21 protein-coding genes are annotated in these 15,996 nt (G+C 67.0%); 17 read left to right on the top strand and 4 right to left on the bottom strand.

Annotated elements, in window-relative coordinates; all coding sequences use genetic code 11:
* Nucleotides 1-197: 197 nt before the first annotated feature.
* The 3 genes from VB672_RS08165 to VB672_RS08155 all read left to right on the top strand — a co-directional run bounded on the left by VB672_RS08165 (nt 198) and on the right by VB672_RS08155 (nt 3,460).
* Nucleotides 198-1,295, top strand: a complete 1,098-nt coding sequence (locus VB672_RS08165; protein WP_329783676.1) for a helix-turn-helix transcriptional regulator — start codon at nt 198-200, stop codon at nt 1,293-1,295.
* A 355-nt stretch (nt 1,296-1,650) separates the two neighbouring features.
* The gene (locus VB672_RS08160; protein WP_329783675.1) at nt 1,651-2,199 is read left to right on the top strand and encodes a hypothetical protein; all 549 of its coding nucleotides are present in this window, start codon (nt 1,651-1,653) and stop codon (nt 2,197-2,199) included.
* Nucleotides 2,200-2,215: 16 nt separating this feature from the next.
* Complete coding sequence (locus tag VB672_RS08155; RefSeq protein ID WP_442931950.1) at nt 2,216-3,460, top strand: DNA-packaging protein; 1,245 nt, start codon at nt 2,216-2,218, stop codon at nt 3,458-3,460.
* Between the two features lie 821 nt (nt 3,461-4,281).
* Here VB672_RS08155 and VB672_RS08150 read toward each other — a convergent pair.
* Nucleotides 4,282-4,674, bottom strand: coding sequence for a DoxX family protein (locus VB672_RS08150; RefSeq protein WP_329783674.1), 393 nt, complete (start codon nt 4,672-4,674; stop codon nt 4,282-4,284).
* A gap of 105 nt (nt 4,675-4,779) precedes the next feature.
* On the opposite strand from VB672_RS08150, the gene VB672_RS08145 reads away from it, so the two are divergent.
* The 6 genes from VB672_RS08145 to VB672_RS08120 all read left to right on the top strand — a co-directional run bounded on the left by VB672_RS08145 (nt 4,780) and on the right by VB672_RS08120 (nt 9,079).
* A complete protein-coding gene (locus VB672_RS08145; protein ID WP_329783673.1) occupies nt 4,780-5,949 on the top strand; it encodes a phage portal protein in 1,170 nt (389 codons plus the stop codon).
* Nucleotides 5,950-6,413: 464 nt separating this feature from the next.
* A complete protein-coding gene (locus VB672_RS08140) occupies nt 6,414-6,614 on the top strand; it encodes a hypothetical protein (RefSeq protein WP_114945504.1) in 201 nt (66 codons plus the stop codon).
* On the top strand, nt 6,611-6,754 hold the full coding sequence (locus tag VB672_RS08135; protein ID WP_329783672.1) for a hypothetical protein: 144 nt from the start codon (nt 6,611-6,613) through the stop codon (nt 6,752-6,754). The genes VB672_RS08140 and VB672_RS08135 overlap by 4 nt, the downstream gene beginning before the upstream one ends.
* On the top strand, nt 6,751-7,287 hold the full coding sequence (locus VB672_RS08130) for an HK97 family phage prohead protease (protein WP_329783671.1): 537 nt from the start codon (nt 6,751-6,753) through the stop codon (nt 7,285-7,287). The genes VB672_RS08135 and VB672_RS08130 overlap by 4 nt, the downstream gene beginning before the upstream one ends.
* Nucleotides 7,288-7,395: 108 nt before the next feature.
* Complete coding sequence (locus VB672_RS08125; protein WP_329783670.1) at nt 7,396-7,608, top strand: hypothetical protein; 213 nt, start codon at nt 7,396-7,398, stop codon at nt 7,606-7,608.
* A 232-nt stretch (nt 7,609-7,840) separates the two neighbouring features.
* On the top strand, nt 7,841-9,079 hold the full coding sequence (locus tag VB672_RS08120; RefSeq protein WP_442931949.1) for a phage major capsid protein: 1,239 nt from the start codon (nt 7,841-7,843) through the stop codon (nt 9,077-9,079).
* Between the two features lie 144 nt (nt 9,080-9,223).
* Here VB672_RS08120 and VB672_RS08115 read toward each other — a convergent pair whose 3' ends face one another.
* Both VB672_RS08115 and VB672_RS08110 read right to left on the bottom strand, forming a co-directional pair.
* Entirely contained in the window at nt 9,224-10,021 is a 798-nt protein-coding gene (locus VB672_RS08115) for a S1 family peptidase (protein ID WP_329783668.1), read from the bottom strand.
* A gap of 504 nt (nt 10,022-10,525) precedes the next feature.
* A complete protein-coding gene (locus VB672_RS08110; RefSeq protein ID WP_329783667.1) occupies nt 10,526-11,266 on the bottom strand; it encodes a S1 family peptidase in 741 nt (246 codons plus the stop codon).
* Nucleotides 11,267-11,290: 24 nt separating this feature from the next.
* Here VB672_RS08110 and VB672_RS08105 point away from each other — a divergent pair, with 24 nt between their 5' ends.
* The 7 genes from VB672_RS08105 (at nt 11,291) to VB672_RS08075 (ending at nt 14,929) form a co-directional block, all read left to right on the top strand.
* Complete coding sequence (locus tag VB672_RS08105; RefSeq protein WP_329783666.1) at nt 11,291-11,857, top strand: head-tail connector protein; 567 nt, start codon at nt 11,291-11,293, stop codon at nt 11,855-11,857.
* A gap of 168 nt (nt 11,858-12,025) precedes the next feature.
* Nucleotides 12,026-12,361 (top strand): phage head closure protein, encoded by a 336-nt coding sequence (locus tag VB672_RS08100; protein ID WP_329783665.1) that lies wholly within the window; start codon nt 12,026-12,028, stop codon nt 12,359-12,361.
* Nucleotides 12,358-12,771 (top strand): DUF3168 domain-containing protein, encoded by a 414-nt coding sequence (locus tag VB672_RS08095; RefSeq protein WP_329783664.1) that lies wholly within the window; start codon nt 12,358-12,360, stop codon nt 12,769-12,771. The genes VB672_RS08100 and VB672_RS08095 overlap by 4 nt, the downstream gene beginning before the upstream one ends.
* A gap of 187 nt (nt 12,772-12,958) precedes the next feature.
* Nucleotides 12,959-13,369, top strand: coding sequence for a phage major tail protein, TP901-1 family (locus tag VB672_RS08090; RefSeq protein ID WP_329783663.1), 411 nt, complete (start codon nt 12,959-12,961; stop codon nt 13,367-13,369).
* 55 nt (nt 13,370-13,424) lie between these two features.
* Nucleotides 13,425-13,808, top strand: coding sequence for a gene transfer agent family protein (locus VB672_RS08085; RefSeq protein ID WP_329783662.1), 384 nt, complete (start codon nt 13,425-13,427; stop codon nt 13,806-13,808).
* The gene (locus VB672_RS08080; protein WP_329783735.1) at nt 13,739-14,002 is read left to right on the top strand and encodes a phage tail assembly chaperone; all 264 of its coding nucleotides are present in this window, start codon (nt 13,739-13,741) and stop codon (nt 14,000-14,002) included. Before VB672_RS08085 ends, VB672_RS08080 begins: the two co-directional genes overlap by 70 nt.
* A 252-nt stretch (nt 14,003-14,254) precedes the next feature.
* Nucleotides 14,255-14,929: a phage tail tape measure protein gene (locus tag VB672_RS08075; protein WP_329783661.1), complete on the top strand. Its 675-nt coding sequence runs from the start codon at nt 14,255-14,257 to the stop codon at nt 14,927-14,929.
* 7 nt (nt 14,930-14,936) lie between these two features.
* Here the strand turns inward: VB672_RS08075 and VB672_RS08070 are convergent, their stop codons facing one another.
* Nucleotides 14,937-15,182 (bottom strand): YdcH family protein, encoded by a 246-nt coding sequence (locus VB672_RS08070; RefSeq protein WP_329783660.1) that lies wholly within the window; start codon nt 15,180-15,182, stop codon nt 14,937-14,939.
* A gap of 84 nt (nt 15,183-15,266) precedes the next feature.
* Here VB672_RS08070 and VB672_RS08065 point away from each other — a divergent pair, with 84 nt between their 5' ends.
* Entirely contained in the window at nt 15,267-15,905 is a 639-nt protein-coding gene (locus VB672_RS08065) for a DUF2460 domain-containing protein (RefSeq protein WP_329783659.1), read from the top strand.
* Nucleotides 15,906-15,996 lie beyond the last annotated feature (91 nt).

Here is a 15,996-nt window from a genome sequence, read left to right as displayed (position 1 = left end):
GTGAGGGCGTGAACCGGCCCGAAGGCCGCTCCGTCCTCGAGGGTTCGAATCAAGGGAGAGCGCTCGCGGATGATGATGGGGCTGACGAAAGGGAACGTCCTCCGCCATTTGGCGGAGGGTGGTCGATTCGATCTCGGTTAGGCTGCGAGGATGTGCTCCTGCGCACGTCGCCGTCGATGTCACCTCCGGGGGAATCCATGAAGCCGGACCAAGCCTTCTCCGACCTGATCGGCCGCATCTACGACTGCGCCCTCGATGCGAGCCTGTGGCCGGCTGTCCTGGGGGAGATCACGGAGGCGCTCGGCGGTGACATGGGCGATCTGACCGTGATCCACCCGCTCGAGCCCAGGTTGACGAATGCGGCCGTCTACAATTGGCCGAACGATCTCGTTGAGAGTGTTAAAGCGAGTTCCCGAATCAACCCGACTCTTTCCATCGGGCTCACGGCCCCTCTTTGCGAGCCGTTGTGCACCACACGAGACTACCCCGATCTTCACCAGAGCCGCTATTGGCGTAGCTGCCTGGCGGGCCGTGGACTGTACGATTATGTCCTCGCGCCGCTGACGCGGACGGTGACAAGCTTTTCCTCCTGGGGTGTCGTGGGCAGCGAAGCCAAAGGCCCCTTCACGGATCAGGATCTCGAACTGGCGCGGCTGCTCTCGCCGCACATCAAGCGCGCCGTCGAGATCTCGGGTGTCATCGGGCATCAGCTGGTGGAGGCTGCGACCCTGCGCGCAGCTCTCGATGCGCTGGCGACGCCGGCACTCATCGTCGAGCCCGACGGCACGATTCTGTTTTGCAACCAAGCCGCCGATGCGGAGCTCGCCTCGCAGCAATTGTTGCGCGAATACGGTGGCCGCCTGATGGGGATGACGCCCGAGGCCGTGAAGTTCATGAGCACGCTCGTGTCCTTCAGCGTCAGGAAGATGCATGGAGGCATCGATGCCTTCCTGACGGATGCCGCAGGCCGAACGATCCATGTCACCGGGGCGGCGCTGGAGCAGGCCGGGGACGAGATCGGCAGTCCCATTCTCCTGCTGCTGCGCGAGCCCGAGGCGGCGCTCACGACGCCCCTGTCGAGCGCCGCTGCCCTGTACCAGCTCACGACCGGAGAGATTCAGGTGCTCGGCCAGGTTCTTCAGGGCCATACCCTGGCCGACACCGCCGACATTCTGGGCCTCGCGCGCTCGACGGTGAAGACGCATCTCGAAGCGATCTACCGCAAGACGCAGACGAATCGCCAGGCCGAGCTCGTGTCCCGAATCATGAGTCTCGCGTCGCCGCTCCAGCGGTGAGCCGAATCGGCTGGTGGGGTGACGGGCATTCGCCCCTGGAAAGTGGCCTATTCTTCCCCTGCATGGAACGGAAAACGGGTTTCCCGTTCATTGACGGCTTGTTCTGATTTCGGTCCGGGAAAAGCGTCACATTATCCTTTAATTCCTGGGCTGCGGGAACATTCGCGAACGGAGATCCGCGGCGCGGACTGGGCCTGATGGGACCGGGCAGGAATTTTCGCCTTGACAGCGTGACGCTCTTAGAGTACAAAACGTGAACACTGACGAAGTGTGAATGCAGCCCCGCATCACCCGTTCCGGTGCAACCTCCACCGCCCAGAGCCCCCGCCTGGGCGGTTTTTTATTGGCTATCGTCATGCCCCAGAGAATCGAAATCAGCGACGAGCAGAAGCGGCAGGCCTGGGAGATCTACGCCCGCGAGCCGGAGAAGCATCTGCCGGACATCCAGAAATTCCTCGGCATCAGTTCGAGCAGCTTCACCCGGAAGCGTCAGCTCTGGGGCTGGCCGCCGCGCCATGCCGTGCTCGCCGAGAACGCCTTGAGCAAAGGCGTGAAGGACCAAGGCGGCGTGGCCGGTCTCCACAAGGCGGCCGCCGCATCGGTGAACGACGCGGCGCGGGCGCTCGCCCAGGCGACGCGGGCGCAGATCGACGCGCTCATGGACGAGCAGCGCACCGGACGCGCCAAGGATCACGACAAGACGGCCCGCCGGCTCGCCTCCTTTGCCAAGACGCTGGCGGCCGCCCGGACCCTCCTGCAACAGGAAGGCTCACCGCTCGATGAACACGGGCACCACGACACACCACGACGCAGCCTCCACGCGCTGCGCGACGAACTTGCTCACCATCTTGACCGGGTTATCGCGGAAGAGGAGGCTCGCGGATGCGACGGCATCCTGGTCTGAAGACGATTTCGAACAGGTGCTGCGACACTGGCCGATCCGCTGCCGGCCCGAGCAGCGCCTGCCTGGCCTGGCGCGGGTGCACGAGCCTTGGTCGGTCTGGCTCATGCTCGGCGGGCGAGGGGCGGGCAAGACCCGCACCGGTGCCGAATGGGTGCGCGGCATCGCGCTCGGGGCTCCCGATTTCGCCCATCAGGCCTCACGGCGCATCGCCCTGATCGGCGAGACCTTTTCGGACGCGCGCAACGTGATGGTGGAGGGGCCTGCGGGCATTCTCGCCATCCATGGGCGTCACGAGCGGCCTGCCTGGTCGCCGTCCCTGCGCAAGCTCGAATGGGCGAACGGCGCGGTCGCGCAGGTGTTCTCGGCGGAGGATCCGGACTCGTTGCGTGGTCCGCAATTCGACGCCGCCTGGTCGGACGAACTCGCCAAGTGGCGGCACGTGGACGAGACCTGGGACATGCTGCAGTACGGCCTTCGCCTCGGCGCGCATCCGCGCCAGATGGTGACCACGACGCCACGGCCGATCCCGCTCATCAAGCGCTTCCTCGCCGACCCGTCGGTGGCCGTGTCGCGCGTGCGCACCTCCGACAACGCGGACAACCTGGCGCCCGTCTTTCTCGACACCGTCATGCGCCGCTATGCGGGCACGCGCCTCGGCCGGCAGGAACTCGACGGCGACATCATCGAGGATCGTCCCGATGCATTGTGGACGCGCGACATCATCGAGGACAATCGCGTGCCGTCCGCGCCGCCGCTCACGCGCATCGTCGTGGCGGTCGATCCGCCGGCCTCGTCGTCGAAACGCGCCGATGCCTGCGGGATCGTCGCGGCGGGCGTGGACGAGGGCGGCACGGCCTACGTGCTGGAGGACGCGACGGCATCGAGCCTGAGGCCGCCCGACTGGGCCGCGAAGGCGGTGGCGCTCTATCGACGGCTCGAGGCCGATGCGCTCGTCGTCGAGACGAACCAGGGCGGCGAGATGGCGACCGGCGTGATCCGCGAGGTCGATCCGTCCGTGCCCGTGGTCAGCGTGCGCGCCACGCGCGGCAAGTATCTGCGCGCGGAGCCGGTCTCCGTGCTCTACGCGCAGAACCGCGTGCGCCATGTGGGCGCTCTGCCGGAGCTCGAGGACGAACTCTGCGACTTCGGTCCCGGCGGCCTCACCTCGGGCCGCTCGCCCGACCGCCTGGACGCGCTCGTCTGGGCGCTGACCGACCTGATGCTGCAGGAGCGGCGGCAGCCGCGGGTGCGGATGCTGTGAGGGCGACATCAGATACGAGCGGTGTCATGCCCGGCGGTCCGTTGGACCGGGAAGGGGATCCATAGCGTTGCGCTTCATCGTGGATTCCCTTCCCCTCCGCTGACGCTCCGGCCGGGAATGACACCTGTCGAATTCGAGTCGAAATAGAACGCCCCAGCCGAAGGACGGTGTTCACGCACATCTCCGGCCGGGGCGCCGTGACTCCCGTAGGGGCAAAGGAAGGAGCCACCGCCGTTAAGCTAAGCGGCGGCGGGCGATCCGCAACGTCTCCTGATGGGGTGAGCCTTTCGGGCGGCGCCTGTCTCCAAAGGAGCATGGCGACACGACGGACGAATTTTCGACGGGGTGGGGTTTCGCTGCAGGGCCGGGGCGGATGGCAGTCCATCCGTGCCGATCCGCCCCGCCATCTGCCTCATGTCGTCCCGAATAGGAGAAAGAACGACAGAGCTCGAGAAACTGATGGTCGCGCCAGCCGAGTGGGAAAACCAGCTCGGCTGGCGCGTGAATGTCGCCGGATTGCCCCTGCAACGTCTCAAGACTACCTCGCGGCCTGTGACCGTCCAATGACAACGCCACCGGAATTGCCGCCTTCTTCATCACCGGGTGCGGAAGTTGTCGCCAGTGTGAGTCCTGGGCGGGCAGCTTTGCTGCTGGAGCCGTTGAGAAGCGTGTCATCCCCGGCGCACGAAGTGCGGGAAGGGGATCCAGTCACAGGCTCGGCGGCATGGATTCCCTTCCCCTGCGATGGCTTCGCCATCTCGGCCGGGAATGACACCCACCCCGTCATCACCGGCACAAGGCCCGGCTATGACGTTCCAACGTCAGGCACGCTCGACCGCATAACGGCCCGGTCCGGTGGCTCTCAGCATGAGAAGACCGCCGACAATGCTCAAGTACAGGAAGAAGATCTCGAGCTTCGCGAAAAAGGCATCGCCGCTGGCATTCCAGAAATCGTCGAAGACCGCGATGGCGACAACGAGAAAGACCAGCAGAATGGACGCCGCAAGACGCACCTTGAAGCCGACCGCGATCGCAACCGCGCAGGCAAGCTCGATAAGGCTGAGGACGATCACAAGAGCAGCGGACGCGGCGGGGATGCCGGCCTTCGACCAATACGCTGCGAAGAAGTCGACATTCAGGAGCTTATAGGGGCCGGCGAAGACGAAGACGGCAACCAGCAGCAGCTCTCCAGCCAGGATTTGTTTGTCGTTCATGATTCAGTCCCTTTGGGAGACCCAGGAGTCTGAGTCGGCAATGTTATACAATGTATGTCTGCGGCGCGCCATTGGCCGCGCCTGCCCGGAATACCGGAGTTTCCCATGTTCAACCGACTGACCCGCTGGCTTCAGGCGCCGCCCGAGGCCAAGGCTTCGCGCGTGCAGAGCGCCATCGCGCTCTACGTGGCCGGACGCGCCGTGTGGACGCCGCGAGACTACGCGGCGCTCTCCCGCGAGGGCTTCCAGAAGAACGCCGTGGTGCATCGCGCCGTGCGTCTGGTCTCGGAGGCGGCGGCGGCGCTGCCGCTGGTGCTCACGGGGGAGGGCCGGGAGCTGGCAACCCATCCGCTTCTGTCCCTGCTCGCGCGGCCCAATGCCCACGAGGGCGGGCAGCGTTTCCTGGAGAGCCTCTACGGCCATCTCATGGTGTCCGGCAACGCCTATGTGGAGGCGGTGAGCCTCGACGGCGTGCCCCATGAACTCTATGCGCTGCGGCCCGACCGGATGCGCGTGGTGCCCGACGCCGACGGCTGGCCGGCGGCGTACGAATACGCGGTCGGCGCGCAATCCGTGCGCTTCGCAATCCGCGAGGACGAGGCCCTGCCCCCGATCCTGCATCTCACCCTGTTCCATCCGGCGGACGACCATTACGGCCTCTCGCCCATGGAAGCCGCCGCGACCGCCCTCGACATCCACAACGCGGCGGGTGCCTGGAACAAGGCGCTCCTCGACAATGCGGCCAGGCCCTCGGGGGCGCTGGTGGTCGGCGGCGCGAGCCTCACGGACACGCAGTTCGACAGGCTCAAGGGCGAGCTCGAGGCGAACTACCAGGGCGCCGGCAATGCCGGCCGCCCGCTGCTCCTCGAAGGCGGGCTCGATTGGCGACCCCTGTCGCTCTCGCCCAAGGACATGGACTTCGTCGAGGCCAAGGCCGCGGCCGCCCGGGAGATCGCGCTCGCCTTCGGCGTGCCGCCCCTGCTGCTCGGCCTTCCCGGCGACAGCACGCACGCGAACTACGCCGAAGCCAACCGCGCCTTCTACCGCCAGACGGTGATCCCGCTCGTGAAGCGCACGGCGGAATCCCTGTCGCATTGGCTGGCGCCGGCCTTCGGCGAGGCGCTGCGGCTCGAACCGGACCTCGACGCCATCGAGGCGCTGGCCGACGAGCGCGAAAGCCTGTGGCGGCGCGTCTCGGCGGCGGCGTTCCTCACCGACGACGAGAAGCGCGAGGCGGTGGGGTATGGGCGAGCTGGGGGCGGGAAGGGGAGGTGAAGGTGAAACGAACGACTGTCGCCGGATCCCCGTCATCACCGACCTCGTGCCGGTGATCTCGATCAAGAAAGACGCGGTGCTTCACACGATCGGGATGGCCGGCACGAGGCCAGCCATGACGTGAGAGGGTGTTGTTTGCGGCGGCCGCAGGCCAGTGGGGAGAGCGATGCTGAAAAGCACTGCTCCCGTTCCGTCCGCTGGGTATGTCATATCCTCGACGTCATCACCGGCCTTGTGCCGGTGATCTCGATCGGGAGGGCGCCGCGCTCCACAGCATCGGGATGGCCGGCACAAGGCCGGCCATGACGTGGTGGATGTCTTCCCCGGCGCGCGAAGTGCGGTCATAGCGCTGAACTTGCGAGTGGATCCCTCTTCTCCTCCGCTGGCGCTCCGACCGGGATGACATCCAAACCCCCTTAGTCTCACACCCACTCTTCAACGGAGTTTCTTTGCGAGAACAAATCATGAACATGTTCGATCAGATCACCGAGGCCGTCATCCGGCGCGGGGATCTTGCCCATCTCGCCCTGTTCGTCTGGGCGAGCGGGGCGTCCGCTTTGCTTGCCATGACCCTGCGCGACCTGTTCGCGGCCAACCGCCGGTTCGACGCGTTCGTGCGCGAGCTGTCCCTCTTCAACCGCCGTCACTCGGGAGATCCCTCATGACCCGCTTCACCGCCCGCAGGTCGAAACCCGCGCGGGACGGGCAGCACCGCGCCGCCCTCGTTTTCCGCGACTTCGTGCGCCAGCTCGAAAGGCTCGATGCCAAACCAGCGAGGGTGAAAGCGCGCGGAGCCGCGCGATGAGCCCCGGCCTTTCCACGATCCAGGAGCGCAAGTTCCTGCCCGAGCCGCTGAACGCGGTCGATGCGGACGGCGTGTTCGAGGGCTATGCCAGCCTGTTCGGCGCCGCCGATCTCGGCAAGGACGTGGTCATGCCGGGTGCGTTCTCAGACAGTCTGCGCAAGCGCGGCGTCCGGGATGTGCGCCTGCTCTGGCAGCACGATCCGGGCCAGCCCATCGGGCGCTGGCTCGTCATCGCCGAGGACCGGCGGGGTCTGCGCGTGCGCGGCAAGCTCAATCTCGCGGTGGAGCGGGCCAGGGAGATCCATGCGCTCATGCGCGAGGGCGCGGTCGACGGGCTCTCCATCGGCTTTCGCGTCGAGCGCGCCCGGGCCGAGCGCCCCACGGGCCTGCGCCGGCTGGAGAAGCTCGACCTGTGGGAGATCTCGGTCGTGACCTTCCCGATGCTGCCCGACGCGCGGGTCGAAACCGTGAAGAATGCCGCGCCGACGCTCGCCGCCAGCATCCGCAGGGCGACGGTGCGACTATTGTCCTGAACCTTGTCCATGGGAGCGCGTTAGATGAACGCCCGCACGAATGCGGAAGCGGCGGGCCCTCTCCGGATGCGAGAGGAGTCTGTGTTCCGTTTGTCTCGGGAGGTTTTCATGAAGAAGCTCGCTTTCGTCGCGCTCCTCGGCCTTGCGGCCGCGGCCTGCACCACCACGGAAGAACGGGTCGGCGGCGCGGCCGTCGGTGCCGGCGTCGGTGCGGTGGCAGGACCCGTCGGCGCCGTGGCGGGCGGCGCCATCGGCGCGGCGACCGGACCGGCCGTGTCCGACACGGTGCAGGCCAACACCCGCCGGGCTCGCCGCCGCTGAGCATCGCTCGGAATTCAGGCCGGCACATCAGCCCTCATCCTGAGGAGCGAGCTTGCTCGCGTCTCGAAGGATCAGGGCGTCTCCAGTGCCCTCTGGACCCTCCTTCGAGACGCCGCTTGCAGCGGCTCCTCAGGATGAGGTGAGAGGATCACTTTCCCCTCATCGGGAAATAAGCGGGCCCGCCCTCCGGCGGGCCTTTTTCGTTGAAGCCTTTTGAAACCGAATGATTGATATGATCCCAGTTCTAGACACCAAAACCGTTTCCGACGATGTCGCCTCGGCCTTCGAGGATTTCGCCCGCGCGTTCGAGGCGTTCAAGGACGCGAACGATACGCGCCTGTCCGAGATCGAGACGAGGCTCTCGAGCGACGTGGTGACCGACGAGAAGCTCACCCGCATCGACACGGCCCTCGACGACGCCAAGCGCCGTCTCGACCGGCTCGCCCTCGACCGCTCGCGCCCGCCCCTCGGGGCCGGCCAGGATCATGCGCGCGATCCGGCCCAGGCCGAGCACAAGGCGGCGTTCCATTCCTATATCCGCACCGGCGAGGCTGCAGGGTTGAAGCGGCTCGAGGAGAAGGCGCTCTCCGCCGGCTCCGGTCCGGACGGCGGCTATCTCGTGCCGGACGCGGTCGAGAGCGAGGTCCTGCGCCGCCTCTCCGCGGTGTCGCCGATCCGTGCGATCTCGTCGGTGCGGGTGATCTCCGGCGGCCAGTACAAGCGCGCCTTCTCCATCACGGGCCCGGCGACCGGCTGGGTCGGCGAAACGGCGGCCCGTCCCCAGACTGCGAGCCCGACGCTGTCCGAGATGAGCTTCCCGGCCATGGAGATCTACGCCATGCCGGCCGCGACCCAGACCCTTCTCGACGATGCGGTTGTCGACATTGACCGCTGGATCGCCGAAGAGGTCGAGGCCGCCTTCGCCGAGCAGGAGAGCGCCGCCTTCGTGGAGGGCGACGGCGTCAACAAGCCGAAAGGGTTTCTCTCCGTCGACACGGTCGAGGAGGAGATCTGGGAATGGGGCAAGCTCGGCACGGTGCGCACCGGCGGCGCGACCTTCCCGGCGGCCAACCCGTCCGACGTGCTGGTCGATCTGATCTACGCACTTAAAAGCGGCTATCGCCAGAACGCCTCCTTCGTCATGAACCGCAAGACGCAGAGCGCGATCCGCCGGTTCAAGGACGATAACGGCCAGTATCTCTGGGCCCCGCCCGCGAGCGCCGGCCAGGCCGCGACCCTGATGGGCTTTCCGGTGGTCGAGGCCGAGGACATGCCGGACATCGCGGCGAACCAATGCGCCGTCGCCTTCGGCGACTTCAAGCGCGGTTACCTGATCGTCGACCGGGCCGGCATGCGCGTGCTGCGCGATCCGTATTCCGCGAAACCTTACGTGCTGTTCTACACCACCAAGCGCGTGGGCGGCGGCGTGCAGGACTACGCGGCGATCAAGCTGTTGAAGTTTGCGGCATAAGGGTTCGCTCGACGCGCCGTGTCATCCCCGGCGAGCGAAGCGAGGTAAGGGGATCCACTCTCACGTGCTGTTGCTATGGATTCCCTTCCCCTGCGATGGCTGCGCCATCTCCGGCCGGGAATGACAATGTGGATACAGACCGGCTCAGTTCCCCGTCCAAGCGCCGCCCATGCCGTTGAGCCCGCGCATGGTCGAGGCGATCCAGCCGAGATGCTCGACGATCGGGGTGACGGCCGTGAGGCCGCCGCAGGCGCTCGGCTGCCGGCTTCGCAAGGGGCCGCTCGACCAGCTCGTGATGCCGTAGAGCTGATAGCCAGCGGATGTCGCGGCCAGGATCGGCCCGCCGGAATCGCCCCGGCAGGCGCCGGCGCCGGCCGTCTCCGCCAGCCGGTTGCGGTCGACGACGATCAGGACGCGGTTGGCCACCTCGATGGGCCCGAGCGAGACCAGGTTGGTCTGGCGCAGGGTCCGGGCGGTGCCCCGCGCCCGTTCCGACAGCACGCCGAAGCCCGCGATGGTCACGCCGTCGCCCACGTCGATCCGGCCGGCCCCGCCCGGATCGAGGGCCAGGAAGTCCGGCCCGACGGGGCGATCGAGCTTGAGAAGGGCGAGATCGATGCCCGGTTGCGTGCGCGGCGTCGTGCCGGCCACGAAGGTGGGGTGGATGGCGAGCGCGGCGACGTTGAAGCGCTGCTGCCGGAAGGCGCGGTTGAGCGCGGTGACCCGGTAGGCGGCGCGATCCGTCATGCAATGGGCGGCGGTGAGCACGAGATCGGGCCCGACGATCACCCCGGAGCAGAGCTCGCCCGTGGAGCTCTCGATGGACACCACCGAGCGGCGCAGCCCGTTCGGATCGCGCGTGGTGGCGCCTTGCAGGATGGCCCATGCGGGAGTCGCAACGAGGGTGAAGACGGCAAGAGCGAGGGTTGGCAAAGCGCGCATGGGGTGATGATGCCGTGAGGGGGGTGAATTTTCAAAGGCAAGGTCTTGGCCGTCAGGATAGTTCCGATGCTTTATGAATTTCTAGAGCGTCGAAATTGCATCCAGGCCTTTGCCTTTATCCGTGAGGAGTCTGGCTCCTAAAAGTGTCGCGAGTGTTTCCCTCACCCTTGTGGGGAGGGCCAGGGTGGGGGTGAGCGAGTGCCGATGGCGGTCTGGCGCCGACACCCCCACCTCCCACTCCTCACCACAAGGGGGAGGAGAGTTCGCCTTTGCTCTGTGTTTCAGGCTTGCGGCAACCGAGAAACAAGTCTCGGTCAAGCCCGAGGCTTGTCGGGGAGGAGAGTCTGTCGAGCCTTGACCCTCTTATGAGCCAGACACTCAGGATGAGGTGAGAGAATGTGGAATCGAGATCACCGGCCCTGATCCCCGGATCGAGTCCGGGGAGGTGATGACGTGGGAGAGAACCTTGTTGGACCTCATCAGGCGCAGCGCATTGCCGATGTCCTATTTGTCGCTCCACAGCGCTGCGCGGTTCCAGCCCTTCAGGATCCGGTCGATCCAGTCGCGCTGCGGGCCGACGAGGATGCCTTGCGTCACTCCCCCGCAGCTTCGGCCCTTCGCCGGCGATGACCAGCTCGTGATGGCTGCCACCGTCGTTCCCGACGACATCGGCCCGCCGGAATCGCCCTGGCAGGCGCTTGCCGTGCCGGAACCCTCAGCCCAGAGCAGGATCCGGCTCGGGCCGTAGGGCTCGACCGCCGTGAGCGACGCGGTGCGGAAGGTGCCGGAGGTCTTCGCGTCGCCTTCACGGGACAGCCCGTAGCCGCCGACGGTGACGGGATCGTTCTCCGGGATCTTCGCCGTCGAGAGCGTCGCCCGCTCGAAGCGCGCGGGCAGGGCCTCGGGAATGCGCACCAGGGCGAGGTCGATGGAGCGCTGGCGGGTCTCGACGGCCTTCGCGTTGTAGCCCGGATGCACCGCCTTCGCGGCGGGCACGATCAGCACCGGCTCGCCCGTCTCGTCGCGGAAGTGGACCCGGTGCTTGGCCGCGCCCGTCACGCAATGGGCCGCGGTGAGCACCACGTCCTTCGCCAGCACCACGGCGCTGCAGACCCCGCCGTTCGAACTCAGCACCATCACGCTCCGGCGGGCGAGGGGACCTTCATCCTCGGCCCCGCCGACGATGGCTTTCGCCTGCGTCGCCGCCAGCGACAGGGCAAGACAGAGCGTAACCAGACGTTGCATCACTTCAAAGGATTCCTGTTTCCGATGATCCCCATATTCATCAGCGGCCCCGCCGTCGAGCCCATCACGCTCGCGGAGATGAAGGCCTATCTCCGCGTCGACGACGATGACGGCACGCAGGATGATCTGATCGCGGGCCTCGTCAAGGCGGCCCGCCTCATGATCGAGGCGGCCTCGCGGCGGATCCTCATCGAGCAGCGCTGGCGCGTGGTGCTGGACCGGTGGCCGGCCGGCGGCACGATCCTGCTGCCGCTCTCGCCGCTGATCGCCGTCGACGGCATCACCGTGACGGACGCTGCGGGCAACGCCACCGAGGTGCCGGCGAGCGCCTTCGAGTCGGACGTCCTGAGCGATCCGCCGCGCATCGTCGTGGTCGGCGCGCCCGAGCCGGGCCGGCCGAGAAATGGCATCTCCATCGCGCTGCGCGCCGGCCACGGCACCGCGCCCGAGGTGGTGCCCGCTCCGTTGAAGCTCGCGATCCGCATCCTCGTCGCCCACTGGTTCGAGAACCGGGGCGACGTGATCGGCGAGCAGATCCTGCCCCCCGAAGCGCTCGCCCTCGTGGCGCCGTTTCAGAGGATGCGGCTGTGACATCGCTCCGCTGTCGTTCCGGGCCGCGCCTGACGCATACAACGTTCCATCTCCACACGTCATCACCGGGACAAGCCCGGCCATGACGTCGCGGGTGTCATTCCCGCCATAGGAGCGGCCATGACGTGCCGTTCATCCACCCATGCATTCCCTCTCGAAGACATTGCCATGAGAACCAAACCCATTCGCATCGGCGCGCGTTCGCGCCGGTTCGTGCTTGAAATGCCGCTCGAGCGGCCCGACGGCTTCGGCGGCGTCGTTCGCACCTACACGTCCGGCCCGCAGGTCTGGGGTGCCATCGAAATGCTCGCAGGAGCCGAGCGCGTGCGCGCGGACAGGCCCGAGCAGAGCCTCACCCACCGCATCACCCTGCGCTATCGCGACGGCGTGACCGGCGCCATGCGCCTGAGCGCGGGCCTGCGCCGCTTCGCCATCCGGGCAGCGTCCGATCCGGACGGATCGAAGCGCGACCTCGTGTGCCTCGTCGAGGAGATGCGCTCATGACGAGCCCCATCCTCGCCCTGCGCCGCGCGATCCTCGACGCGGCCAGCGCGGATGCGGAGCTGCGTGCGCTCATGGGCGGCGCTTTGCGACTCCACGACGAGCCGCCGCGGGGCGCCGAGCCGGTCTATGCCCTGTTCTCGGACGTGCGGGCGACGGATTGGTCCACCGACCAGGACCGCGGTCACGAGCAGAGCCTCGGGATCGTGGTGTGGTCCGAGCCCGGCAGCGCCAGAACGGCGCTCGCCGTCGCCGAGCGGCTCGACGCCCTTCTCGACGACGCGCCGCTGGCGCTCGACGGACACCGCCTCGTCAACCTGCGCGTCACGGAACTCGCGTCCGAGCGCGACAAGGAGACCCGTCTCACCCGCGTCACCTTGCGCCTGCGCGCGGTGACCGAGGTGGTGGGATAGGGCGTGGTTCCGCCTCTCACTGTCATCCCCGGCGAGCGAAGCGAGGGAAAGGGATCCCTAGCATCGAGCGTGCAAGTGGATCCCCTTCCCGGCCTATGGCCGCCCTATGGCTGCCGGGGATGACACGGGCCCGTCGTTCGCCGCCTGACTCTCGCAACTTCTTACTTCACTCAACAAAGGACATCCCATGCCTGCTCAGAAGGGCAAGGACCTGCTCATCAAGATCGGCGACGGCGGCAACGGCTTCGTCACCGTGGCGGGCCTGCGCACGCGCCAGATCGCCTTCAACGCCGAGACTGTGGACGTCACCCACGCGGAATCCGCCGGGCGCTGGCGCGAGCTTCTCGCCGGCGTCGGCGTGCGCCGCGCGTCGATCTCCGGCTCCGGCGTCTTCAAGGATGAATCCTCCGACGCGCGCATGCGCCAGGTCTTCTTCGACGGGGACATTCTCACCTATCAGATCATCATTCCCGATTTCGGCCGCATCGAAGGTCCGTTCCAGATCACGAGCCTGGAATATCGCGGCGACCACGCCGGCGAGGTGACCTTCGAGATGGCCTTCGAATCGGCGGGTGCGCTGACGTTCGTGGCGCTGTGAGCGCGCATCCGGCAGCTCGCACGACATCGACTGCCTCTCAACACAAGGAGCATCCATGCCCAACAGAAGACGCGGCGAGGTAGCGCTGCAGCTCGGCGAGGCGCGCTACACCCTCTGCCTCACCCTCGGGGCGCTCGCCGAACTCGAGGATGCCTTTGGCGTGCAGGATCTCACGGCGCTGGCCGAGCGCTTCGGCACGGGCCGCCTGTCGAGCCGCGAGCTGCTCACCCTGCTCGGTGTCGCCCTGCGCGGCGGGGGACACGCGATGAGTGACCAGGAAGTAGCGAATCTGCCGCTCGACGACGGCATCGCGCCGGTCGCCGCGGCGCTGGCCGATCTTCTCGTCATGACGTTCGGCGGAGGCGACGCATCGCCAAACCCTCCGCGTCCGCAGGATGCGGGCACGAGCCTCACGCCTTCCCCTGGGACGACGCGCTGACGCTGACCTTAAGCATCCTGCGGTGGAGCCCGGAGACCTTCTGGCGCGCGACGCCGCGCGAATTGGTGGCGGCGTGGGATGGATTGCAGGGCACGCGAAAGAGCGAGCCCGCATTGAGCGGAGATCTCAGGCGGTTGATGAACGCATTTCCGGATGAAGGAAGTGACGAGTCTCACGGCGTCTTGGGCAGCTAATTGCTCATTCCCAAATACTTGACGCCCTTGAGTTCAAGGCAGCTGATATAAAGGCTTTCCCACCGGTAATAACGAATATTGATCGGAGCAGAGCCAGTCGCTTTTTCTGCTTCGTAATCGCATTCTTTTTTTGCGCGAGCCCATTCTGCATCAGACAGTGCGCTGGGGTCGAAAACTGGAGTGGGAGGCTTCGAAACGCAACCTGCAAGGCCGAGCGACAGGCCTATCGATAGCTTCACGGATGACTTGCATATGCCCGACCCGAAAGATCTTACGGCTGAGCAGAAAATTGCTCTTGGCGACAAGGACCGCCAGCTCAACACCCTCATCGGCCTCTCCGAAAAGTTCGGTGACTCCCTGTCCAATGCTTTCGCCAAGAATGTCGCGGAAGGCAAGAAATTTGATAACGTTCTCAAATCCGTGCGCCAATCCCTTGTGGAAACGGGGCTGCGCCTGGCGCTGGCGCCCCTGCAGATGGCCCTGAGCCAGAGCGTCAAGGGGCTGACGACGGGCTCGCTCGGGGGCTCGCTGCCGCTCGACGGCGGCGGGCTTCTCGGCGGGCTCACCAAGGGGCTGGGCTCGATCCTCGGCTCGCTCTTCGGCGGCGGAGGCTCCGCCTTCGCGCGAGGAGGCGTGTTCTCGCGCGGCATGGTGGTGCCGTTCGCGAAAGGCGGGGTGATCGGCGCGCCGACCTATTTTCCGATGGGGCGCGGGCTCGGGCTCATGGGCGAGCAGGGTGCCGAGGCGGTGATGCCGCTGGCCCGGGGGCCCGACGGTCGGCTCGGCGTGCGCGGCGGCGCGGGAGGGCGGCCGGTCTCCGTGACGGTGAACGTCTCGACCCCCGATGCGGAGAGCTTCCGCCGCTCCGAGGCACAGGTCTCCGCCGCGCTCGCCCGGGCGGTCGCGCGGGGTCAGCGCGGGATGTAAGTAAAGATCAGCCGCCCGCGCCGTCGAGCATTGCCATGATCTCGTCCTTGATCTTCAGGCGGCGGCGCTTGAGCTCCTCCTCGACCTCCTCGGGCTTGGGCTCCACCCGGGTCTCGACCCGGTGAATGGTGCGGTTCAGCTCGTCGTACTCGTCGTAGAGCCGCGCGAAGCGGTTGTTGCTCGTCTTGAGCTGATGGATCCGGTCGCGCTTGTCGGGAAAGTCGTCCGCGAGGTCGTTGGGAGCATTGCTCATCGCCTGCTGCCTCCTTGTCGTTCGGGGTTCGCAACGTCAACGCCACCCCGGCTTTTTTCGTTTCATCTTTCCAGAGGACGGATCATGACCTCCAATTTCCACGAGGTCCGCTTTCCGCTCGACGTCAGCCTCGGCAGCCGGGGCGGACCGGTGCGGCGGACCGATATCGTCACGCTCTCCTCCGGCCGCGAGCACCGCAACAGCCGCTGGGCCGGATCCCGGCGCCGCTACGATGCGGGGCTCGGGGTCCGGACCGTCGACGCGCTGCACATGGTGATCGCCTTCTTCGAGGAGCGGCGCGGCCGGCTCTACGGCTTCCGCTTCCGCGACCGTACGGATTGGCGCTCCGGCCCGCCGTCCAGGGAGCCGACGCCCCTCGATCAGCGGATCGGCACCGGCAACGGACAGAGCGTGAGCTTTCCGCTGGCGAAAGCCTACGGCTCGTCCCACGCGCCCTACAGTCGCCCCATCGCCAAGCCGGTCGGCGGCACCGTCCGGGTGGCGGTGAACGGGGTCGAGCAGAGCGTCGGCTCCGGCTTCAACTGCGATCCCACCACGGGCCTCGTGACCTTCACGGCCGCGCCGCCTCCGGGCGCCGCGATCACGGCCGGCTTCGCCTTCGACGTGCCGGTGCGCTTCGACACGGACGAGCTCGACATCGACCTCTCCGCCTTCGACGCCGGGGCCATCCCGCAGATCCCGCTGATCGAGATCGTTCCCTAGCAATCCTGTCATCCCCGGCGAGCGCAGCGAGGGAAGGGGATCCACCCACACGCACAGCGGCTCCATGGTTTCCCTGCCCCTCCGCTACGCT

This window comes from Microvirga sp. CF3016 (genome assembly GCF_036314085.1).
Lineage (GTDB): Bacteria > Pseudomonadota > Alphaproteobacteria > Rhizobiales > Beijerinckiaceae > Microvirga.
Note: the sequence above shows the minus strand (reverse complement) of the source record. Positions and strands in the feature narration are given on the sequence as shown.